We start from the raw sequence: 20,183 nt of genomic DNA on the forward strand, positions 1-20,183 counted from the left end.
CGACGTGAGAAATCCGGTGGACGGTGCGCGAATCGCCTATCAGATCGTGGGCGATGGCCCACCCCTGTTGATGGTGCACGGCACGGCGTTGTCGCGCTCCATCTGGCGTGGCTTCGGGTACGTCAAGGCACTCCAGGACCGGTACCGTCTGATCCTCGTCGACATGCGGGGTCACGGACGCAGCGACAAGCCGCACGACTCCGATTCGTATGCAATGGATCTGGTGGTCGCTGACCTCCTGGAAATTCTCGACACGGAGTCTCCGTTCGAACCGGCTCACGTCCTCGGATACTCGTTCGGCGGGCGTTCGGTGATGTCACTGGCAGTAGAGCACTCCGAACGGGTGCGGTCGTTGACCGTCGGGGGCGGTAGTAGCCGACCGATGACGGGTGCGTTCGACGCATTGTTCTTTCCCGGTTGCATCGACGCACTCGAAAGCGGCGGTATCGAAGGGTTCCTGTCCGGTTGGGGCGCTCGGCGCGGCAAACCGGTGGATCCCCAGACTGCGACCGCGTTTCGAATCAACGACGCACTCGCACTCGCGGCATACATGCGGCGAGCCGAGAAGGAGAAGGGCATCGACGACGCGGTGCTTCAACGGATCACCACGCCGACTTTGTTGTTCGTCGGATCGAGAGATCGCGAGCGCCTACCGGATACCGAGCATCTCGCGTCGATGATCCCGGACAGTGCCTTGACCGTGATCGAGGGCGCTGATCATGCGAGCGCAGTCGCGGACTCCGAAGCTGTGCTGCGTGCGCTCATTCCGTTCCTGAGCCGTCAGTAGTCCGGCTACACCCGACCGCTACTGAGGTGTGAGCACTTTCGACTCGAGTGCAGTCACCGGTGGTTGCCGCAAGTCCAAGCGCCGCAGCAACTGCGCATTCGCGGCAACCACCACGGTGGACACCGACATCAGGATTGCTCCGACCTCCATCGGCAGCACGAACCCGACGGGCGCCAGCACTCCCGCAGCGAGGGGAACCGAGATCGCGTTGTATCCCGCTGCCCACCACAGGTTCTGAACCATCTTCCGGTAGGTGGCGCGGGACAGCTCGATGACCGAGCTCACCGATCGCGGATCATCGCTGGCCAGAACAACTCCCGCCGACGCGATCGCCACGTCCGTTCCGGCACCGATCGCGATGCCCACATCCGCCTGGGCGAGCGCCGGCGCATCGTTGACCCCGTCGCCGACCATCGCCACGCGGTGGCCCGCAGCCTGAAGCCGCGATACCTGTGCCCCCTTGTCCTGCGGAAGCACCTCGGCGAAGACCTCGTCGATCCCGAGCGTGCGGGCAACCGAATGTGCCACGGCCTCCGCGTCTCCGGTCACCATGGCCACGCGCACACCGCGAGCGTGGAGGGCGTCGACAGCCAATACTGATTCCGGGCGAATCTCGTCGGCCAATGCCAATGCACCGATCACCTTCTCGTCACGCACCACGTGCAGAACCGTCGACCCGTCGCTGAGCCACTCTTCGGTCCCCGGGATCGGCGTGGCACCGACCGATCTCAACATCCCCGGTCCGCCGACGCCTACGCGTGCACCGTCGACGTTCGCCGCAACCCCGATCCCGTTGTGCGCCTGAAAGTCCGAACCTGCAGTGAATTCGAGTGACAACTCCCGCGCCGCTGCGACCACGGCGCGTCCGAGTGGATGTTCACTGTCGAATTCGACGGCAGCGGCAGCGCCGAGAACTTCGTCATCGGCATACCCGTCGACACCGCGCACACCGACCACTGCTGGCTCGCCCTTGGTGAGAGTGCCGGTCTTGTCGAAGAGAACGGTGTCTACGTTGCGCATCGCCTCGAGGGCCATGCGGTCCGTGATCAGAATCCCAGCCCGAGCCGCCCGTTCGGTCGCGATCGACACGACCAGCGGAATCGCCAACCCGAGTGCGTGCGGGCAGGCGATCACCAGAACGGTGATCGTACGGGTGACTGCGCTTTCCGGTGTGCCCCAGATGCTCCAGGCGATCGCGGTCAACACTGCCGCGCCGAGTGCGTACCAGAACAGCAGGGCAGCGGCCTTGTCCGCCAACACCTGGGCACGACTCGACGAATTCTGGGCCTGCTCGACCAGGCGACGGATACCGGCGAGCGCGGTGTCTTCGCCCACCGCGGTGACTCGCAGCCGCAGCGCAGAGTCGGTGGCTACGGTGCCGGCCACCACCTGGTCACCGACAGTGCGCCGAACTGTCTTCGACTCGCCCGTGATCATGGATTCGTCCATGTCGGCACTGCCCTCGACCACCGTTCCGTCCGAGGGAACGCGGGCGCCGGGACGAACTATCACCAGGTCACCGGTGACCAGAGCTGCGGTGGGCACGGTTTCCACCGAATCGCCCACCACCCGTTCCGCCTCGTCGGGTAGCAACGCGGCAAGCGAATCCAAGGCGCTCGAGGTCTGACTGAGCGAACGCATCTCGATCCAGTGGCCCAACAACATGATCACGATCAGAAGCGCGAGTTCCCACCAGAAATCGAGAGTGTGATCCACCCAGTGCAGACTCGCAGCCCAGGACGCAAAGAAGGCCACCGTGATCGCGAGCGCGATCAACAGCATCATTCCCGGTTGCCGAGAACGGATTTCGGACACGCCACCGGTGAGGAACGGCTTACCGCCCCAGAAGTACATCACTGTGCCGAGTACCGGTGAGATCCATTCCACCAGAGAGCTTTCCGGCAAGGTGTACCCGACCAGATCAGCGAACATCGCGTCTGCCGCAACAACCGGAACTGCGATGACCAGCATGACCGCGAACAATTTCCGGAACTGTGCGACGTGATCCCCGTGACCACCGTGTGCCCCATGCTCCATCTGGCTGTGGTCCATCTGGCCGTGGTCCATCTGACTGTGATCCATGTGGCGGTCATCCCCTCGCGTGTGATTGCAGCACAGCACCAGTCAAGCCATCAGCCTCGAACGTATGCCCAGGCAGTCACCCGAGCAAGGTCACGCGGCCAAGGTCTCCCGTTCAGCTGCCCTTCAACATCGCTTCCATCTGAGTGATTTCTGCCTGCTGACCAGCGATGATCGCTTCTGCCATCGCCTCCGCCGAGGGGTCGAGCCCGTTGTCGATTTCGGTCTGGGACATGGTGATGGCGCCCTTGTGGTGCTCGATCATCATCGTCAGCCACATCTTGTCGAACTCCGCGCCGCTGGCGTCGGTGAGAGCCGTCATGTCTTCGGCCGACATCATGCCCGGCATGTCTGCCATCCCGACGCCGTGACCCGCGTGCGCCGAATCATCCATTCCTCCCATCGAACTCGACGCAGGGTCGGGGCGTCCCCACTTCGTCAGCAGTTCGGTCATCTGAGCCATCTCCGGGCCTTGCGCTGCCTCTATCTGCGCTGCAAGAGAAAGAAGTTCGGCATTGTCGGTTCGGCCTTCCACCATCCGGGCCATGTCCAATGCCTGCGCGTGATGCGGGTACATCCCTTCGAGGAATTCGATGTCGGCTGCATTGACACCCGCCGGAATCGCCGACTGTGCTGCGACGCTGGTTGTTTCGGAAGAATGGGTGACGCTCTCCCCGGAGTTGTCCGAACATCCGGCAATCAACAGTGCTGTCGCTGCCACCGCTGGAACGAACCGCGCGGCGCTCCGCTTGAACGTCGAAGACATGTTTTCCACTCCCAGAAATTGAATTGATATACATTGCCCCACAACTGATTTGATCCCTGTGGGTGCTACTGCACATTTGCCACACTACCGGCGCAATGCCGCCGAGAGACTCGATAACCGGCCCATACGATGTTCCTTCATCGAATCTTCACAGTCGAACGAAACCATCAGGCGGCGGTAACAAGGCGGCGCAGTCGACTAACCTCGGACTGATGAGCGCCGAACTACGACCGAGCGAGGAGCCTGGGCGCGTACTCGTCGTCGACGACGAACCTGCGCTCGCGAAGGTTGTCTCCAACTACCTGAGCCGAGAGGGCTTCACCGTTCGGATCGCACACGACGGTCCGAGCGCGGTACGTGCGGTCCGCGAATTCGAGCCCGCACTGATCGTGCTCGACCTGATGCTCCCGGGCTTCGACGGTCTGGAAGTCTGCCGGCGGATCCGCACGTTTTCCGACGCGTACGTCCTGATGCTCTCCGCCCGCGGTGACGAGTCGGACAAGGTGACCGGACTGGCAGCTGGCGCAGATGACTACGTGGTCAAACCCTTCGGCCCCCGCGAACTGGTTGCGCGAGTGAAAGCACTGCTCAGACGGCCACGCGCGTCGAGCATGCTGCCGGAAGCGCTGCCGACGCCACCCGGTCTCGACATCGACGTCCTCGCCCGCACCGTGCACGTCGACAACCACCCTGTCGATCTCACTCCCACTGAGTTCGCGTTGCTCTCCGCCCTCGCTACCCGACCCGACACGGCCTGGAGTCGGGCCGAGATCATCACCTCGGTGTGGGGTTCGTCCTGGTTCGGGGACCAGCACATCGTCGACGTCCATGTCCGTGCACTACGCCGCAAACTCGGCGACGACGCGACCGATCCGCGGTTCATCAGAACCGTCAGGGGCGTCGGATACTCCCTGAGGTCGTCATGAACGCGGTCGTCATGAACGGGGTCGTCATGAACGGGGTCGTCATGAAGAAACTCGGGCTACGCGGAAAACTGCTGCTCGCGCAGCTTGTCGTCCTGTTCGTTTCCTGCCTCGCCATCGCCGCCGTTGCCATTGCCGTGGCTGCCCCGCTCTTTCACAACCACCTCATGATGGCCGGCATCGAAGACTCGAATGTACGTACCCACACCGAAGAAGCGTTCGCTCAGACCATGACCATCGCACTGTTGTGCGGGATCGCGGTCGCATTGGTGGGAGCAGGCATCGCCGCGGTCTACATCGTCCGACGCATCACGGCCCCGATCACAACGCTGGCGGAGGCGGCGCAAAGCGTCGCCGACGGGAACTTCGACGTGACTATCGACAGGTCCGACGTGGATGCAGATTTCACGCGTCTCGAAACGGCCTTCGCTGACATGGCTGCACGCCTTGATCATTCGGATCGGGTTCGCAAACGACTGCTTGCCGACCTCGCCCACGAACTGCGCACTCCGGTATCGACTTTGGCTGCGTACGTGGACGGCATCGAGGATGGCGTCCTACCCACGGACACCACTTCGTGGTCGGTGATGCGTGACCAACTCGAAAGACTTCGTCGGCTCTCGTGCGATCTGGCGGACGTCTCCGCTGCCGACGAGCACGCACTCGAACTCGATCGACGGGCCGAGGATCTCGGCGATATCGTCGCCGGCGCAACGGCAGCAGCGCGGCCACGATTTGTCGATCGTGGGGTCGAATTGACGACCGTCTTGCCTCCGCACACAATCACGGCCGAGGTCGATCGCCAACGAATCGAACAGATCCTCGCCAACCTTCTCGAGAACGCGTTGCGGCACACTCCAACCGGAGGTTCGGTGACGGTGACACTCGCGCGGGGAGAGGATCACCTCTCGGTGTCCGTCACCGACACCGGCGACGGAATTCCCTCAGACCAGCTCGAATCCGTCTTCGACCGGTTTCATCGTGGTGATCGATCCGACGGTTCGGGTTTGGGGCTCACGATTGCGCGTAGCCTCGCGCTCGCCCACGGCGGCGATCTGTCGGCACGCCGAAACGAGCAACCTCTCGGCAGCACGCTGATCCTGACCTTGCCGACAGGTTTCACGCTGCCGCTTTGAACGGATCGTGTTCGGCGATCAACTTCTCGAGTCGAGCCTCGTCCACCCGAACTCTGACCGTCGATGCCTCCTGCTGATCACGAATCACCTTGGCCAACGTGAACGTGCTGGTGACCAAGAACAGCAAGGACATTCCGAGAAATCCGCGTTGCCACGCATCGATCGGAAGATAGGCAATTCCGAGGAGGGTGCCGACAAAACTGACGGCAAAGGCGATTCCGGCCTGCAGGTAGAAGGCTGCAGTGGTCTTCGAAGGTGTTGTCGGTGCGCTCATGCTTCGAAGTCTGGCCTTTCGCCGCAACACTCGGATGCGTAGTCCTACTCGAGAGCCCACGGTACTTCCCCCGGCAAAAATCAGATGCCGTCGCCCATCGTGGTGGATAGTCTCGGTTCGGTAGACGGAGATGTTCGAGAACAGTCAGACGGCAGGAGTGATCGATGACCCGCAGACATATCGCCATGGTGAGCATTCCGGCACCGGGCCACGTCAATCCGAGCCTGGCGATCATCGCGCGTCTCGTCGCCGCCGGTCACCGCGTCACCTATGCCAACGACGAGTCGATGCGTGAGATCATCGAGGCGACCGGGACCGAATTCGCACCGTACGTATCCACGCTGCCCAGTCTCGCTCCTTCCCCTGACGACACCGAACCGGAGAAGAGCTGGGACGGGGATCTGATAGATCAGTGTACCCTGTTCCAGGACGATTACGAGTCGATGCTGCCGCAACTGCGCCGAATTTACGAAGACGATCGACCTGACCTCTTTCTTTACGACATCGCCGGCATTCCGGCACGAATACTGGCTCAGCAGTGGAACGTTCCCATCATGCAGTTGTCGCCGACGTACGTTGCCTGGGACGGTTACGAAGCCGACGCCGCACCGATGTACGACGAGATTCGTTCCGATCCGAGAGGCGTGGACCTGCTCGATCGGGAGGCCCGGTTCTTCCGCAGCGAAGGCGTCGAGGTCGATCCTCGTGAGTTCACCGGACGCCCACCGCGTGCGATCGTTCTGATCGCAGAATCCATGCAGCCCAACGCCGATCGAGTGAACCGCGACGTCTACACGTTTGTCGGCCCCGCACTCGAACCGAGCAGTCAACCCTGGGTGAACCCGGATCCGGAACGCAAGCTCTTGTTGATTTCGCTGGGTTCTGCCTTCACCGATCACCCGGATTTCTACCGCACCTGCGTCGAAGCTTTCGGCGAAATGGACGGGTGGCACGTCGTCCTCCAAATCGGAAAGCAGGTACAGATCTCAGATCTCGGATCTGTTCCCGAGACTGTCGAAATACACCGCTGGGTACCGCAGTTCGCGATTCTGCAGCAGGCCGACGCATTTGTGACCCACGCGGGTATGGGCGGATCCAGCGAGGGACTCGTCACCGGCACGCCCATGATCGCGGTGCCGCAAGCCGTTGACCAGTTCGGCAATGCCGATTCGCTTGTCGACGCCGGCGTCGCAGTACGCGTCGACGGCGCTACCGTCACGGCAGAAGAGCTTCGTGAGGCGCTGACGCGCGTGAGTTCGAGTGAGTTCCGCCGACGCAGCGCAGAGTTGGCAGAAGAACTCGCAGCGGCGGGCGGCGTATCCCGTGCAGTCGAGTTGATCGAAGCCGCCCTACCCGGCAGCGGGGCGAGATGACGAGTTCTACCAGTGCCAGGCGTCGCCGCCCACGTTCTTGATGGTTTGCTGCAGGACCGTGATGGTGGTGACGAATTCTTCTTCGCTGATTCCCTGCATCCGCTCCTCCTGCAACGTCTGCTGTACCCGCGCTGCACGATCGAACTGCTCGGAGCCGGCATCAGTAGGGCGAAGGACAGTCCCGTCCTCACGCGCCCACCCCAGTTCGAGGGCAGAGTCGACGGCCTCGTCGATGACGTCAGTTGATTCGTTCGGACCGATCGTCCGTAGGAGGACGGCTCGCTCGATCCCTTCCGGGTGCAGCGAAAGTTGGTGCAGGATCCACCATTGCGGCTGAGTCACGCCGATTGCTTCGAGTGCCCCGCGCGTGCGTGCGCGAATCGCTTCGCCTGCACGCGCGGTCCAGAATCCGATCGGCTGGTTCGCCGGTGGCTGCATTGGCTGTTCGGTCATGGACACGACGATAAAACCTCAATGGAAGTTCAGGTCAACCCCAAGGCGGTGAGTTCTACATATGTTGTGTGATTGCTCCGCCGATGATGCGGGCGGCGTCGGGGAATTCGCCCGGGTTCGGACCGGCGTAGTTGAGCCGCAGGAACTTTCCGGTCGGTTCCGCCGGGAACCAATCGTCTCCGGCCCCGACGATCACGCCGGCCGACCGGCAGTCCTGCACGACGCGTTCGAGATTCGTGGTGTCCGGAAGCCGAAGCCAGAGGTTGAGTCCACCTTGCGGTACGGCGTCGAGGTGAGCGTCCGGCGCATGCTCGCGCAGACTCGACACGAGGAGGTCGCGTCTGGCCTCGAGTTGGTGACGAAGCCTGCGCAGGTGCGTTCGCCAGGCCGGTTGGGTAACGACGTCAAGGGCGACTGCCTGCAGCATTCCGCTGACGTACATCGAATCTGCTTGTGTATCAGCAAGAATCCGCTCGTACGCCGGGCCGCGAGCGATCAAGCCGGCAACTCGCACCGATGGGGACACACTCTTGGTCAGCGCACGGAGGTAGACAACGTGTCCGCTGTCGTCTCGAGCGGCAATAGGGCTGGGATCGGCGGTGATGCCGAAGTCGAGCGCCGAACTGTCCTCGATCAGGAAGGCTCCGTGCCGACGGACGGTCTCGAGCACCTTGTCAGCCAATGTCGGCGACCACAGCGCCCCCGTCGGACTCGCGAAACTCGGTTGTGCGTAGAACGCCCGAGCGCCTGTCTGTTCGAATGCACGCGAAAGCTCTTCCGGATCAGGACCGTTGGCACCACTGGAGATCGGAATGACCGTGACACCGGCCTGGGCGGCAGCAAGGATCGCACCCCAGTACGTCGGCGATTCCATGAGCAACGGACGCCCCTCCCCCACGAGCGCACGGAAGGACGTCGCAAGTCCACCCTGACTGCCGGGAAGTACAACCACGTCGTTCGGCCCCGGCGGCGTGATCCCGGCAGGAGTGGCAGAACCCAATTCGGAGGCAAACCAGGATTGCAGTTCCGGAAGCCCGGCAGCAAGTGGCCGATTGAAGACGGCGTCGGTTCGCGTCGCCCTGGTGAAGGCTGCACGAACCAGTCCTTCCGGCAACAGTTCTCGGGCCGGATAGCCGGAATGCAGCGCGATCACGTCGTTGGAGGTGGACTGCAGCGCAATAGGCAGTTGCAGCCGATAGTTCGGCGATCCGAGCGCCGCCGTCTGCCACCCGTAATCGTTGGGTCGCACGACGCGTGCGGCGCGTACGAAGGTCCCCACACCGGGACGAGCCTCCACAGCCCCCTGAGATACCAGTGTTCGCAGCGCCTTCTGCACAGTGACCGGACTCGCCCCGTGCGTGCTGACGAGCGACCGAGTGGACGGAAGCTTCGCACCTGGAGGAGCCGTCGCGATCCACTCGCGCAAAGCTGCGGCTATCCGCGAACTGCTATCATTGGACATGTCGAATCATAGTAGCGCTACTCTCTCGCCAACGCCAGCGCTATCGCGAATTTTTGTCCGTTTCCAGGCCGAACCGTAAGGCGCCCTTCTCGTCCGACACACCACTCGTCCACCGAACCGGAGAGGTACGTAACCGCGTGAACACACCCATCGATCAGGCCCGCAAGCTCGAGAATGTCAGGTACGACATCAGAGGGCGAATTCTCGACAAGACCGAAGAACTCGAGGATCAGGGACACACGATCCTGCGACTCAACGTCGGCAATCCGGCCCCCTTCGGGTTCGAAGCACCGGACGAGATCATGATGGCCATGATCCGTAATCTCCCTACCGCACAGGGATATTGCGATTCTCGCGGACTGTATTCGGCGCGCACTGCGGTGGTCCAGTACTACCAGACGCGGGGCATCACCGACGTCACCGTCGACGAGATCTACCTCGGAAACGGTGTCTCCGAACTGATCACCCTAACGATGCAGGCCCTCTGCAATCCAGAGGACGAGATCCTCATTCCCGCTCCCGACTACCCCTTGTGGACGGCTTCGGTGTCGCTTGCCGGCGGTACACCGGTCCACTACCTCACCGACGAAAGCCAAAGCTGGGCACCGGACTTCGACGATCTGGAAGCTCGGATCTCTCCGCGCACCCGAGGGATTGTCGTCATCAATCCCAACAATCCGACGGGCGCCGTCTACTCGACGGAGGTGCTGCAACGCTTCGTGGACCTTGCGCGCAAACACGATCTGATGCTCTTCGCAGACGAAATCTACGAGAAGATCGTCTACGACGGTCGATCCATGACAAACCTTGCGACGATGACCGGGCGAGACGTCCTGTGTCTGACGTATTCGGGACTGTCCAAGGCCTACCGCGTCTGCGGATTCCGAGCCGGATGGCTGGCCATCACCGGACCACTCGAACGGGCGTCGAGCTTCATCGAAGGCATCAAACTGCTGGCCAACATGCGTATGTGTGCCAACGTGCCGGCGCAGCACGCGATCCAGACCGCACTCGGCGGACGCCAGTCCATCGAGGACCTGTTGCTTCCACAAGGTCGGCTGACGGCCCAGCGCGATCTCGCGCACAGCACGCTCAACAGCATCGACGGGATCAGTTGCCAGCAGGCCGACGGGGCGCTGTACCTGTTCCCGAAGCTCGACGTCGACAAGTTCGGCATCGTCGACGACGAGAGGTTCGTTCTCGATCTACTGGAATCGGAGAAGATTCTTGTCAGTCACGGTCGCGCGTTCAATTGGATCGAACCTGATCACTTCCGACTGGTGACTCTGCCGAACACCGACGACCTCGCGACCGCCCTCGAGCGCCTCGGTAACTTCCTCAGTTCCTACAGCCAGTAATCCCCGGGCACCTCCACAAACGACTGAACGCCGACCGGATTTCCGGTCGGCGTTCAGTCGTGAAAGTCAGCGAGCGATCAGGCAGTGACGATCGCGTCGAGTGCCGAGTAGAACAAGCCGAGTCCGTCGTCGCTGGGGCCGGTGAGAGCCTCGGTGGCGTGCTCGGGGTGCGGCATCAGACCGACGACGCGGCCGTTGGCCGAAGAGATGCCGGCAATACGACGCTGCGAGCCGTTGGGGTTCTCCTCCGAGTAACGGAAGACGACGCGGCCTTCGCCCTCGAGTTCGTCGAGAACCTTCTCGGACGCCTGGAAGCGGCCTTCACCCGACTTGAGCGGGATGAGGATCTGGGCGCCGGCCTCGTAGCGTGAGGACCACGCCGTGTTGTTGGCTTCGACCGTCAACCACTCGTCGCGGCAGATGAAGTGCAGACCCTGGTTACGGGTCAGGGCACCGGGGAGCAGACCGGCTTCGCAGAGGATCTGGAAACCGTTGCAAATGCCGAGTACCGGCATGCCGCCCTTGGCTGCTTCGACGACCTTGCCCATCGCGGGAGCAAACCGGGCGATTGCGCCGCAGCGAAGGTAGTCGCCGTAGGAGAATCCACCCGGGACGACGACTGCGTCGACACCCTTGAGGTCTGCATCGCCGTGCCAGAGTTCAACAGCTTCACCGCCGGCCAGGTTGACGGCCCGAGCAGCGTCGATGTCGTCGAGCGTGCCCGGGAACGTGATAACCCCGATACGTGCGCTCATGCCTCGACTCGCCTGACGGTCCAATCCTCGATCACCGTGTTGGCCAGCAGGCCTTCGGCGATCTTCTCGAGTTCGGCGTCTTCGACACTGCCGTCGATCTCCAACTCGAACCGCTTGCCCTGACGGACATCGGATACTCCTGCAAAGCCCAGGCGAGACAGTGCCCCGACAATTGCCTGTCCCTGGGGGTCGAGAATCTCGGCCTTGGGCATGACTTCGACGACGACACGGGCCACGTGCTGCTCCTCGGTACTAGTGCGCGAACCCGGAGTGAAACGCTCGGGTGATGGCCAGTTTACCGGGCGCACCCGAGATGGTTCGCATCGAGTGATCGGGGCGTGACGGCCAACACCTGTCGGACTCGCCTGCGAGCCCTTCCGCGTCGGCGCATACTCGAAATCATGCGACTGACACATTTTGGCCATTCCTGTGTGCTCGTGGAGTTCAACGGCTCGAAGATCCTCTTCGATCCCGGCAACTTCTCGCACGGATTCGAAGGCATCACCGGCCTCGACGCCATCCTCGTGACACATCAACACCCCGATCATGCCGACCCGGCTCGCCTGCCCGAACTGGCCGAAGCGAACCCCGACGCCGTGCTCTACAGCGATCCGCAGACGGCTGAAAAGCTCGGTGGGCGCTGGACCGGAGTCCGGCCCGGCGACCGGTTCAGCATCGGCGACGTCGAAGTGACCGGAACCGGCGGTGAGCACGCGATCATCCATCCGGACCTACCGATGATCGACAACACCGCATTCCTCCTCGGCGACGCCACCAACCCGGCGCAGTTCATGCATCCCGGCGATTCCCTCTTCGTTCCCGAACAGACGGTCGACGTTCTTGCTCTTCCTGCCGCCGCACCGTGGCTCAAGATTTCCGAGGCCATCGACTACCTCCGCGCGGTGGCGCCGCGTGTCGCGGTTCCCATCCATCAAGCGATCATCCGCGACGAGGCCGCCGGAATTTTCTACGGCCGCTACTCGGAAATGGCTGCCGACGGCACGGAGTTCCGCGTCCTCGACGAGGAGTCGAGCGTCGAGGTCGCCTGATTCAACCCTTCATGCACTCACATCGACGATGATCCAGCCGGTGCTCGTCCCACCGGCTGCGTCGGTGAGTGTGTAGCGGATCCGGTCGACCCCCGTCTTCGTCCCCGCCGTGTACACAACTTTGCCGCCCTCGAGTTTCACGGTGCCGCCGAGAAGCGAGGTCGCCTCGACACCGGTCACCTTGATCGAATCTCCGTTGCTGTCATGATCATTCGCGACAGCGTCGACAGTGGCTGTGCCACCCGAACTGACCCGCGCGGTGTCGAGTGCGGCGTACGGCGGGATCGGGGTTGCCGTGTACCGACCGATGTCGTCGAGTCGAGCCGAGGCAACGTCCGCGGCATCGACGATGGCTGCGAATTCGGTGCCGTCGAAGCGCGAGAGGTCGTTGCCGTTCATGATGGTTCGGCCCTCGGCGCCGCCGCCGTGATAGTCGTCGGCATAGAAGTTGTGGCCCAACTCGTGGCGGAGGACGCGGCTGAAGTTGCCGTCGGACTCGGCGCCGACCTGCGCGTAGCTGTGATCAACCTCGAACTTCGAGTAGTAGGCATTTCCGCCACCGGACCTGCACACGACAGTCGCCTGATCGACGCTCGTCCCGACTTGATCGGACCACAGATCTTCCAACTGCTCGAGGTTTTCACAGCTGCTCGAGTACGGGTCACTGACGGCATCGGCCCGAAGGACGACGCGACCGAGGATCGGCCGAATTCCGACGTCTCTGATCCAGATGGCAGCGGTTCTGGCCATGGATTCCTCGGCCCGATCCAAAGCAACGGCGGGACTGCCTTCGCCGTGCGCGGAGTACCACTCACCGCTCAGGTCCAACCCCACTACGAACTGCTTCACGGTTTTGCCGACGCCGGCTGCCGAAGCCGGCGCGATCGAGGCCGTCGGCCACTGAGGCTTCGCATCGATCGGCGCTGTACTTCGACCGACCACGTCGGATCCGACGAACTCGATCGAAGAACCACGATCGAAAATCGCCTGCCCACGCAGTATTCCGGCCGAGTCGACGATGGCCGAGACGATTGCGTCCGGATGCCCTTCCACGCTGCCGATGTACGAACGGGGCGCCGGAATCACCACATCGGACAGCTTGCCGCCGCTTTCTTGTACGGCCATCGAGAAGTCTGATCCCCGCAGATCCATCTTGTGCAGCCGCAGAGTGAGTTGCTCACCTTGATCGTCGACGGTTGCGGTGCGTACGCCATCACTCGATCCGCTCGATCCGCTCGATCCGCTCGATCCGCTCGATCCACCGTCGATACTGCCCGTCGGCAGCGTGTGAACCGCGCCGGCCGGAGCGGCAGACGCGAGTGCCGGAACGAACGCAGCACAGACAACTGCGCCAACAGCCACGGCAACAAGACCCTCGGCCGACTTGGAGAACACTCTTGCGCGCATGGTGAAGTCCCAACCTCGTCTACTAGCGGCACATTAACTGCACGCACTCTAGCAGCGAGAAAGCCGGCAGACTCCACTCTCCACTTCAGCGTCCGATATATCCGAATTAGCCCCTTGATGGACCACTACCAGCCAAGAAGCGGAGAAATACGAAGAGTGCGCCTGCTCGGACAACCCGGACAGACGACGCCGCCTCCTAGCTATCAAATAGTTGCCAACCGCCGAACTCAGGCAGCGCCGAGTTCTCGAGACGGCGAGTTCCACCGATACACCTGCGAGGCGGCTTCGTGAAAGAGAGCAAGATCGACGGCGTCGAGAACTGCCTGGCGCGGTCCCTCGTTTCCCAACTGCTTGGCGGTGATCGACAACCTGACCAGTCCCCCACGCTTGGCTGCGCGCCCGGCTCCGAGAACCAACGCACGACACCACCACGGCTCGGCCTTGAAGCCCTCGCCGATACCGAAAACCCTTCCCCGCTGCAAGGTTCCACGAGTCAGATCGTGCACGGCGCCGAGGCCTGCCATCGTCCGAAAGCCGGTCTCCGGCAACACCGACATGGCACCGGGCGACGCCACCCAGCGCGGCGGTGCGAACACCCGGGTCCTGAGACCTGCCTGTTCGAGGACCCGATCCGCAGCGAGTAGTCGCAGTTTTGCTTCGTGCTTGGACAGAGTCGCGAACTCGGCCCGACGACGCTTGGTCGCGGCCTGGTCGTAACCGTGCAGAACGATGGCGTCGCCGTGCTCACGACGCTCACGCAGCCAGGCCGTCGTCACCGCGTCGTCGGCAAGTCGATATTTGTCCTTGAGTCGCGGCGCCACCAGGAGCGACAAACGCACACCTCGAGCGTCCATCTCGTCAGCGAATCCGGCAGCGAGATAACATGTCTCGTCTCTGATTCCGGATACCGACACGATCAGTTCTGCGGACATACTCCGATAGTGGCAGCTGTGGGTGAACAGCACACTGCCGCCGGATGATCATCCGGCGGCAGTTTCCAACAACGAGCTACTAGTTCTCGAGAAGCGCAGCTACTAATTCTTGGGAAGCGCAGCTACTAGTTCTTGGGAAGCGCAGCTTCGATCGCGGCGACGACCTCGGGTGCGTCAGGCTCGGTCCGCGGACGGAATCGGTTGACGACGGTGCCGTCCGGTCCGATCAGGAACTTCTCGAAGTTCCACTGGATGTCGCCGGCAGCGCCTTCGGCGTCGGCGGCCTTGGTGAGTTCGGCGTACAGCGGATGCTGGTTTTCGCCGTTCACCTCGATCTTCTCCAGAAGCGGGAACGTGACGCCGTAGGTGGTGGAGCAGAACGTCTCGATCTCTTCTGCGGTGCCCGGTTCCTGGCCCATGAACTGGTTGCACGGGATACCGATCACGGTCAGACCGCGGTCCGCGTATTCACTGGCCAGCTTCTCGAGAGCCGAGTACTGCGGGGTCAGTCCACACTTGGATGCGACGTTGACCACGAGCACGGCACGGCCGTCGTATTCGCCCAACGAGGTGGGCACGCCACCGAGAGTGTTGATCGCGATGTTCTGTACTGGAGTTGTCATAGGTTCCAACTTAGCGACTCTCTCGCGCACTGCTCCTTCGCGCACTGCTAATTCGACGCTCCGAGAATGCGATCGAGGTCGTCCAGAACGGTGAGGCCGCCGAGCGGTCCGACGCCGGTGATCCAGTAGGACATGTCCACCAGATGCGGGTTCGGGAAGAATCCGGCGTTGTCGGCCACGGCCTTCGGCATCGTGCCGGCATCGGCCGGTTTCGCGGAGGTGACCAGGATGAGGTCGGCGTTGGCTCCGGAGACGAATTCCGGGGAGAGGTCGACGGAGATCGAGTTCTCCCAGTCGCGTGCGGGAATCGTGAGTCCAGCACATTCGAGAGTGCTTCCGGCAAACGACGTGGGTCCGTACAGCGTCAGAACGTCGTCGCGTGGGCGGATGAGCTGAGCGGTCTTGCCCTCGGTGCTGTGCTTGCTCGCCACTTCCTCGCAGCGTGCCGTGTAGTCACCGAGCAGCTCGCCCGCCTGATCGGTCTTGTTCAACGCTTCTGCGACGAACTGGACGTTGTCCTGCCACGGATCGGTCTGAGTTGCCATGTAGACGGTCGGCGCGATGGCAGCGAGCTGCTCGTACAGATCCCCGTGCCGTGTTTCCGTTCCGATGATCAGATCCGGGCTCAGCGCGACGATCTTCTCGAGGTTCGGTGCCGCGACGGTTCCGACCATCTCGATCTCCGCCGCCTTCTCACCGAGGTACGCCGGAACGCCCGTCGTCTCGCTGAGTACCGCGGTGCCCACGGGAATCACGCCCAGCGCTACCGACGTGTCGAGCTGAACCGGCTCGAGCACGACAACTCTCTGCGGATCCATCGGCACTTCGGTGGTTCCGCGGGCGTGGGCGACCGCGTGCACGGCGTCGGGCTGCATCCCAGGGTCATCAAGATCGTCACCGCCACAAGCAGTCGTAGTTGCCAAGATGGCGGCGAGGACAAAACCACCCAGCACGTACCTCGTACACGAGTTACTGCGCTTCATTCACACACTCCTGTCACCGACTGCTTCCGACCGTCACAGCCACGCGTATTCACCACGGCTGAGCAAAGGATTCACCATCCAATAGTCTGGTGAGCCTAACCTACGAAACTGGAGCCTTTTCGTGTCTTCCCTCCCCTGCCACAGCGACGGTGTCGTGGGGAAGGCACCTGTGCAGTGCCTTTCGGAATTTTTCGCCAATCCTCAAACCAGTCGACGCCCTCACGCCTGTACACGGCAGTCGTCGACTGCCGGCGAACCTATGGTTGGTCGCGCCGGCATGACACATCTGTGGGTGTTGATCGAGCACCCCGGGCCCTGGCCGGCGTCCGCCCCGGACGACGTTCTGCCAGACGCGCTCACCGAAAAAATCTACTCAGCGCAGGGTCGTATCCGCGTTGTGCTGATCCGGCGTCCCCGCAACCGCCAGGTCCTCACCCCGACGTGCGTTCTCGCGTGGACGGACGGCACGCGCCACTGGATGAGGGAAGGGTCGGTGGACCGATACGAGAACCTGTCGGCACTACCGTTCGAATCGATGGCCACCGGAGTGGAGCCCGCCTTCGGCCGCTCCCGTACGGAACCGCTCTTCGGAGTCTGCACACATGGGAAAAAGGATGCGTGCTGCGCCGAACTCGGCCGTCCGGTTGTAGCGGCGCTGGACGCGGCCCAGATCGCGGACGTGTGGGAGTGCAGTCACATCGGTGGAGATCGTTTCGCCGCCAACATGATTGCGTGGCCCGCCGCAGTCTATTTCAGCCGACTGGACGGCAACTCTGCGATGGATGCAGCCGAGAAGTACCTGAACGGAGAACTGTCCCTGACGCACCTGCGCGGCCGGGCAGCGCTGTCGCAGGCCGCTCAGGCCGCCGAGCACGCTGTCCGGCGCGCCACCGACATTGTCGCTTCGGGCGCACTCGAGAGTGTCACCGAGAGGGTGGACGGAGTACGCACGACTGTCGATCTCCGGTTGGGAGCGAGAGACTTTCGCGTGGCCGTACGTCCCGGCCCTCCAGGGCAACCGTTCCGACATGATTGTGGTTCCGGTGGCACCGTCGAATGGAACGGATGGATCGTCGAGCATCTTCACGAGCAATCGCACTGACCACTCAGTTTCGGTACGACTGCCCGGCAGGCCATCGAACCGAGATTTGCGCTGAGTGACAACACTTCGAATCAGGTCGCGATGAAGGATCGACGCCCCTGGTGATTACAGCTTGCATTCTTTCCATGACCACCGCACTGACGCCGAATGCCGTAGCCCGGTCTGCAGATCCGATCAAGAGTGAGGTCGACTACGAAACACTGGCAGGGAAATTCCGTCCGATCTTCGAGGACATCGCACAATCCGTCGTCGAACGCGAACGCGACCACGTGCTTCCGTTCCAACAGATCGACGCACTCAAGAAGGCAGGCTTCGGCGCCGTTCGGGTGCCGACCACGCACGGCGGATCCGGCGCGAGCATCCCACAATTGATCCGTTTGTTGGTCGAGTTGTCGAGCGCCGATTCCAACATCACCCAGGCATTGCGCGGTCATTTCGCGTTTGTCGAAGACCGACTGGTCGCCGACCCCGGAACTGAACGCGATACCTGGCTCCGACGCTTTGCCGAGGGACAGTTGGTCGGGAACGCGTGGACCGAAATCGGCGATGTTGCATTGGGCGAAGCCAACACCAAGGTCTCGCCCGCACCCGATGCCGATCATTTCCTGGCGAACGGGGCCAAGTTCTACAGCACGGGTTCCATTTTCGCCGACTGGATCGACCTGTACTCGCAGCGCACCGACACTGGCGCATTCGTGATTGCCGCGGTCGAGGCGAGGCAACCCGGTGTCACACACAGCGACGACTGGAACGGCTTCGGCCAGCAGACGACGGGGTCCGGCTCATCCGTCTACGAGAATGCGATTGTCCAGCCGGAGAACATCTTCGACTTCTCGACGCGATTCAAATACCAGACCGCGTTCTATCAACTGTTCCATCTGGCCACTCTCGCCGGCATCGCCAAGGCTGCGACAACCGAGATTTCTCGCCGAGTTGCCGCTCGCACTCGCACCTTCAGTCACGGCAACGCTCCACGGTATGCGCAGGATTCACAGATCCAGCAAGTGGTCGGTGAAGTGTCCTCTGCCGCCTTTGCAGCCGAGGCCGTTGCACTGCACGCCGCGCAGTCGTCCCAATGGGCCTACGAAGCCGCGTTCTCCGGCTCGCCGGAGGAAGAGAAGGCCGCCAACATCGCGGCCGAAATCGATTCAGGGCGAGGCCAGGTCGCCTCGATCGGACTGGTCGTGCCGGCCACGGCCAAGATCTTCGACGCACTTGGTGCTTCCGGAGTGAGCCGGGACCTCGATCTCGATCGGTTCTGGCGCAACGCCCGCACCGTGGCCAGTCACAACCCGGTCGTCTTCAAATCCAAAGTTGTCGGCGACTACGAAATCAACGGAACCGAACCGATTTACGTGTGGGCCATCGGGACTGCACCGACAGAAAAGGATGTACAGGCATGACCGTGACCAGTGAAACCGAAGTCTTCGTCGGCATTCCCGACACATCCGAGGGCTGGATCGACAGGGCTCGCGAGGTGAGCAACATCCTCGCCGTCGACGCACTCGCGCGTGATCGAGCCGGTGAACCGCCGTTCCGAGAAGTTCAGCTACTCAAGGACAGTGGTCTGGTGACACTGCTGGGTCCGGTCGAGTTCGGCGGCGGCGGGCAGCGATGGGAGACCGCGTACAAGGTGGTTCGGGAGATCGCCCGCGCCGACGGCTCCATCGGACAGTTGCTCGGATACCACTACCTGTGGGCCTGGGCTGCCAGATTGGTCGGAACCGATCCGCAGATCTCCGCTGTCGAGGAGCTGTACACGAGCAACCGATTCTTCTTCGGCGGCGCGGTTAACCCGCGAGACACCGACCTCACCGTCGTGGACCGCGGAGACACCCTGGTATTTAACGGCGTGAAGTCGTTTTCCACCGGCGGCCGAGTCACCGACCTCACCGTGCTCGAAGGAATCATCGACGGAACTGCGACGCATGTGTTCGCAATCGTGCCGACTGCTCAGGACGGCATAGTCTTCCGCGGAGACTGGGACAACCTCGGGCAGCGCCTCACCGATTCCGGCAGTGTCGAGATCAACGACGTCGAGGTCGACTGGGCAAGTGCAGCAGGCTTTGTCGACAAGGAATTCCAACCCCTCGTCTACAACACCCTGAACTTCCCGGCGATCGAGATCGTGTTCGCGAACTTCTACCTCGGGATCGCCCGTGGCGCGCTGGACACCGCAGCCGAGTACACCCGAACCCGAACGCGTCCATGGCCGTACGGAGGTGACAACCGCGAAATCGCGACCGACGAGTGGTACCTCCGTGAGGGCTACGGCGACTTGCAATCCAAGCTGTGGGCAGCGGAGGCCTTCGTGGACCAGGTCAGCCGCGAGGCCGACGCCGTACTCCACGCTGCTCGCGAAAACCTCACCGAGCAGGCTCGCGGCGACCTCGCCGTACGCATCGCGGCCGCCAAACTCCGCGCGGCCGACGTGTCCTTGGAGATCAGCAACAAGATCTTCGAACTGACCGGTGCCCGAGCCACTTCCAACGATGTCGGCCTGGACATCTACTGGCGCAACATTCGGACGCACACCCTTCACGATCCGCTCGCGTACAAGCGCCGTGAAGTCGGTAGCCAGTACCTGACCGGTGAGATTCCTGAACCGACCTGGTACACATAGCGGCCACGAACAGAAAGAGACCGTCGCACGGTTGGTGCGGCGGTCTCTTTCATCGTTACGACCAGGATCACTGATCGTAGATCGGGTTCCGCGCCTGC

General features: G+C 62.5%; 20 protein-coding genes. 9 read left to right on the forward strand and 11 right to left on the reverse strand.

Annotated elements, in window-relative coordinates:
* The first annotated feature begins 16 nt into the window (after window positions 1–16).
* On the forward strand, window positions 17–787 hold the full coding sequence (locus ACFQ6H_RS14805; protein ID WP_378547826.1) for an alpha/beta fold hydrolase: 771 nt from the start codon (window positions 17–19) through the stop codon (window positions 785–787).
* 18 nt (window positions 788–805) lie between these two features.
* On the opposite strand, the gene ACFQ6H_RS14810 is transcribed toward ACFQ6H_RS14805, so the two are convergent.
* Together ACFQ6H_RS14810 and ACFQ6H_RS14815 are read right to left on the reverse strand one after the other, a co-directional pair.
* Window positions 806–2,869 (reverse strand): heavy metal translocating P-type ATPase, encoded by a 2,064-nt coding sequence (locus tag ACFQ6H_RS14810; protein WP_378646918.1) that lies wholly within the window; start codon window positions 2,867–2,869, stop codon window positions 806–808.
* Between the two features lie 112 nt (window positions 2,870–2,981).
* Window positions 2,982–3,632 (reverse strand): DUF305 domain-containing protein, encoded by a 651-nt coding sequence (locus ACFQ6H_RS14815; protein WP_378646920.1) that lies wholly within the window; start codon window positions 3,630–3,632, stop codon window positions 2,982–2,984.
* Between the two features lie 212 nt (window positions 3,633–3,844).
* On the opposite strand from ACFQ6H_RS14815, the gene ACFQ6H_RS14820 reads away from it, so the two are divergent.
* On the forward strand, window positions 3,845–4,558 hold the full coding sequence (locus ACFQ6H_RS14820) for a response regulator transcription factor (RefSeq protein ID WP_378646922.1): 714 nt from the start codon (window positions 3,845–3,847) through the stop codon (window positions 4,556–4,558).
* Window positions 4,555–5,691, forward strand: coding sequence for a sensor histidine kinase (locus ACFQ6H_RS14825; RefSeq protein WP_378646924.1), 1,137 nt, complete (start codon window positions 4,555–4,557; stop codon window positions 5,689–5,691). The genes ACFQ6H_RS14820 and ACFQ6H_RS14825 overlap by 4 nt, the downstream gene beginning before the upstream one ends.
* Here the strand turns inward: ACFQ6H_RS14825 and ACFQ6H_RS14830 are convergent.
* A complete protein-coding gene (locus ACFQ6H_RS14830; RefSeq protein ID WP_054800678.1) occupies window positions 5,675–5,965 on the reverse strand; it encodes a YiaA/YiaB family inner membrane protein in 291 nt (96 codons plus the stop codon). The two genes, ACFQ6H_RS14825 and ACFQ6H_RS14830, sit on opposite strands and share 17 nt — an antisense overlap.
* Before the next feature lie 164 nt (window positions 5,966–6,129).
* On the opposite strand from ACFQ6H_RS14830, the gene ACFQ6H_RS14835 reads away from it, so the two are divergent.
* A complete protein-coding gene (locus tag ACFQ6H_RS14835) occupies window positions 6,130–7,338 on the forward strand; it encodes a macrolide family glycosyltransferase (protein WP_378646926.1) in 1,209 nt (402 codons plus the stop codon).
* Window positions 7,339–7,344: 6 nt separating this feature from the next.
* On the opposite strand, the gene ACFQ6H_RS14840 is transcribed toward ACFQ6H_RS14835, so the two are convergent.
* Both ACFQ6H_RS14840 and ACFQ6H_RS14845 read right to left on the reverse strand, forming a co-directional pair.
* Window positions 7,345–7,791 carry a MarR family winged helix-turn-helix transcriptional regulator gene (locus tag ACFQ6H_RS14840; RefSeq protein ID WP_378646928.1) on the reverse strand — a complete coding sequence of 149 codons (447 nt, stop codon included), beginning with the start codon at window positions 7,789–7,791 and terminating at the stop codon, window positions 7,345–7,347.
* Window positions 7,792–7,846: 55 nt separating this feature from the next.
* On the reverse strand, window positions 7,847–9,253 hold the full coding sequence (locus ACFQ6H_RS14845) for a PLP-dependent aminotransferase family protein (RefSeq protein WP_378535389.1): 1,407 nt from the start codon (window positions 9,251–9,253) through the stop codon (window positions 7,847–7,849).
* A gap of 137 nt (window positions 9,254–9,390) precedes the next feature.
* Here ACFQ6H_RS14845 and ACFQ6H_RS14850 point away from each other — a divergent pair, with 137 nt between their 5' ends.
* Window positions 9,391–10,611 carry a pyridoxal phosphate-dependent aminotransferase gene (locus ACFQ6H_RS14850; RefSeq protein WP_378535386.1) on the forward strand — a complete coding sequence of 407 codons (1,221 nt, stop codon included), beginning with the start codon at window positions 9,391–9,393 and terminating at the stop codon, window positions 10,609–10,611.
* Window positions 10,612–10,688: 77 nt separating this feature from the next.
* Here the strand turns inward: ACFQ6H_RS14850 and purQ are convergent, their stop codons facing one another.
* Both purQ and purS read right to left on the reverse strand, forming a co-directional pair.
* Window positions 10,689–11,366: a phosphoribosylformylglycinamidine synthase subunit PurQ gene (gene purQ / locus ACFQ6H_RS14855; protein WP_050655460.1), complete on the reverse strand. Its 678-nt coding sequence runs from the start codon at window positions 11,364–11,366 to the stop codon at window positions 10,689–10,691.
* Window positions 11,363–11,602, reverse strand: coding sequence for a phosphoribosylformylglycinamidine synthase subunit PurS (gene purS, locus ACFQ6H_RS14860; RefSeq protein ID WP_003945817.1), 240 nt, complete (start codon window positions 11,600–11,602; stop codon window positions 11,363–11,365). The genes purQ and purS overlap by 4 nt, the downstream gene beginning before the upstream one ends.
* Before the next feature lie 165 nt (window positions 11,603–11,767).
* Here purS and ACFQ6H_RS14865 point away from each other — a divergent pair, with 165 nt between their 5' ends.
* Window positions 11,768–12,415: an MBL fold metallo-hydrolase gene (locus tag ACFQ6H_RS14865; RefSeq protein WP_378646931.1), complete on the forward strand. Its 648-nt coding sequence runs from the start codon at window positions 11,768–11,770 to the stop codon at window positions 12,413–12,415.
* A 9-nt stretch (window positions 12,416–12,424) separates the two neighbouring features.
* Here ACFQ6H_RS14865 and ACFQ6H_RS14870 read toward each other — a convergent pair whose 3' ends face one another.
* The 4 genes from ACFQ6H_RS14870 to ACFQ6H_RS14885 form a co-directional block, all read right to left on the reverse strand.
* Window positions 12,425–13,822 (reverse strand): Ig-like domain-containing protein, encoded by a 1,398-nt coding sequence (locus ACFQ6H_RS14870; protein WP_378646932.1) that lies wholly within the window; start codon window positions 13,820–13,822, stop codon window positions 12,425–12,427.
* Between the two features lie 227 nt (window positions 13,823–14,049).
* A complete protein-coding gene (locus tag ACFQ6H_RS14875; RefSeq protein ID WP_378535379.1) occupies window positions 14,050–14,754 on the reverse strand; it encodes a DUF2334 domain-containing protein in 705 nt (234 codons plus the stop codon).
* Between the two features lie 125 nt (window positions 14,755–14,879).
* Window positions 14,880–15,377 carry a glutathione peroxidase gene (locus ACFQ6H_RS14880; RefSeq protein ID WP_003945816.1) on the reverse strand — a complete coding sequence of 166 codons (498 nt, stop codon included), beginning with the start codon at window positions 15,375–15,377 and terminating at the stop codon, window positions 14,880–14,882.
* Window positions 15,378–15,424: 47 nt separating this feature from the next.
* Entirely contained in the window at window positions 15,425–16,360 is a 936-nt protein-coding gene (locus ACFQ6H_RS14885) for an ABC transporter substrate-binding protein (protein WP_378646933.1), read from the reverse strand.
* Window positions 16,361–16,637: 277 nt separating this feature from the next.
* Here ACFQ6H_RS14885 and ACFQ6H_RS14890 point away from each other — a divergent pair, with 277 nt between their 5' ends.
* The 3 genes from ACFQ6H_RS14890 to ACFQ6H_RS14900 all read left to right on the forward strand — a co-directional run bounded on the left by ACFQ6H_RS14890 (window position 16,638) and on the right by ACFQ6H_RS14900 (window position 20,085).
* Window positions 16,638–17,462: a sucrase ferredoxin gene (locus ACFQ6H_RS14890; protein WP_378646934.1), complete on the forward strand. Its 825-nt coding sequence runs from the start codon at window positions 16,638–16,640 to the stop codon at window positions 17,460–17,462.
* A 125-nt stretch (window positions 17,463–17,587) separates the two neighbouring features.
* Window positions 17,588–18,865, forward strand: coding sequence for an acyl-CoA dehydrogenase family protein (locus ACFQ6H_RS14895; RefSeq protein ID WP_378646935.1), 1,278 nt, complete (start codon window positions 17,588–17,590; stop codon window positions 18,863–18,865).
* Complete coding sequence (locus ACFQ6H_RS14900) at window positions 18,862–20,085, forward strand: acyl-CoA dehydrogenase family protein (RefSeq protein ID WP_378646937.1); 1,224 nt, start codon at window positions 18,862–18,864, stop codon at window positions 20,083–20,085. The genes ACFQ6H_RS14895 and ACFQ6H_RS14900 overlap by 4 nt, the downstream gene beginning before the upstream one ends.
* The last annotated feature ends 98 nt before the right edge of the window (window positions 20,086–20,183 follow it).

This window comes from Rhodococcus sp. NPDC056506, from assembly GCF_042794945.1.
In the GTDB taxonomy this organism is placed as follows: domain Bacteria; phylum Actinomycetota; class Actinomycetes; order Mycobacteriales; family Mycobacteriaceae; genus Rhodococcus_F.

Coding starts and splice junctions, on each gene's coding strand:
- ACFQ6H_RS14810 (WP_378646918.1), bottom strand. CDS start 2,869: ATGGATCACAGTCAGATGGACCACGGCCAGATGGACCACAGCCAGATG.
- ACFQ6H_RS14815 (WP_378646920.1), bottom strand. CDS start 3,632: ATGTCTTCGACGTTCAAGCGGAGCGCCGCGCGGTTCGTTCCAGCGGTG.
- ACFQ6H_RS14820 (WP_378646922.1), top strand. CDS start 3,845: ATGAGCGCCGAACTACGACCGAGCGAGGAGCCTGGGCGCGTACTCGTC.
- ACFQ6H_RS14825 (WP_378646924.1), top strand. CDS start 4,555: ATGAACGCGGTCGTCATGAACGGGGTCGTCATGAACGGGGTCGTCATG.
- ACFQ6H_RS14830 (WP_054800678.1), bottom strand. CDS start 5,965: ATGAGCGCACCGACAACACCTTCGAAGACCACTGCAGCCTTCTACCTG.
- ACFQ6H_RS14835 (WP_378646926.1), top strand. CDS start 6,130: ATGACCCGCAGACATATCGCCATGGTGAGCATTCCGGCACCGGGCCAC.
- ACFQ6H_RS14840 (WP_378646928.1), bottom strand. CDS start 7,791: ATGACCGAACAGCCAATGCAGCCACCGGCGAACCAGCCGATCGGATTC.
- ACFQ6H_RS14845 (WP_378535389.1), bottom strand. CDS start 9,253: ATGTCCAATGATAGCAGTTCGCGGATAGCCGCAGCTTTGCGCGAGTGG.
- purQ (WP_050655460.1), bottom strand. CDS start 11,366: ATGAGCGCACGTATCGGGGTTATCACGTTCCCGGGCACGCTCGACGAC.
- ACFQ6H_RS14865 (WP_378646931.1), top strand. CDS start 11,768: ATGCGACTGACACATTTTGGCCATTCCTGTGTGCTCGTGGAGTTCAAC.
- ACFQ6H_RS14870 (WP_378646932.1), bottom strand. CDS start 13,822: ATGCGCGCAAGAGTGTTCTCCAAGTCGGCCGAGGGTCTTGTTGCCGTG.
- ACFQ6H_RS14875 (WP_378535379.1), bottom strand. CDS start 14,754: ATGTCCGCAGAACTGATCGTGTCGGTATCCGGAATCAGAGACGAGACA.
- ACFQ6H_RS14880 (WP_003945816.1), bottom strand. CDS start 15,377: ATGACAACTCCAGTACAGAACATCGCGATCAACACTCTCGGTGGCGTG.
- ACFQ6H_RS14885 (WP_378646933.1), bottom strand. CDS start 16,360: ATGAAGCGCAGTAACTCGTGTACGAGGTACGTGCTGGGTGGTTTTGTC.
- ACFQ6H_RS14890 (WP_378646934.1), top strand. CDS start 16,638: ATGACACATCTGTGGGTGTTGATCGAGCACCCCGGGCCCTGGCCGGCG.
- ACFQ6H_RS14895 (WP_378646935.1), top strand. CDS start 17,588: ATGACCACCGCACTGACGCCGAATGCCGTAGCCCGGTCTGCAGATCCG.
- ACFQ6H_RS14900 (WP_378646937.1), top strand. CDS start 18,862: ATGACCGTGACCAGTGAAACCGAAGTCTTCGTCGGCATTCCCGACACA.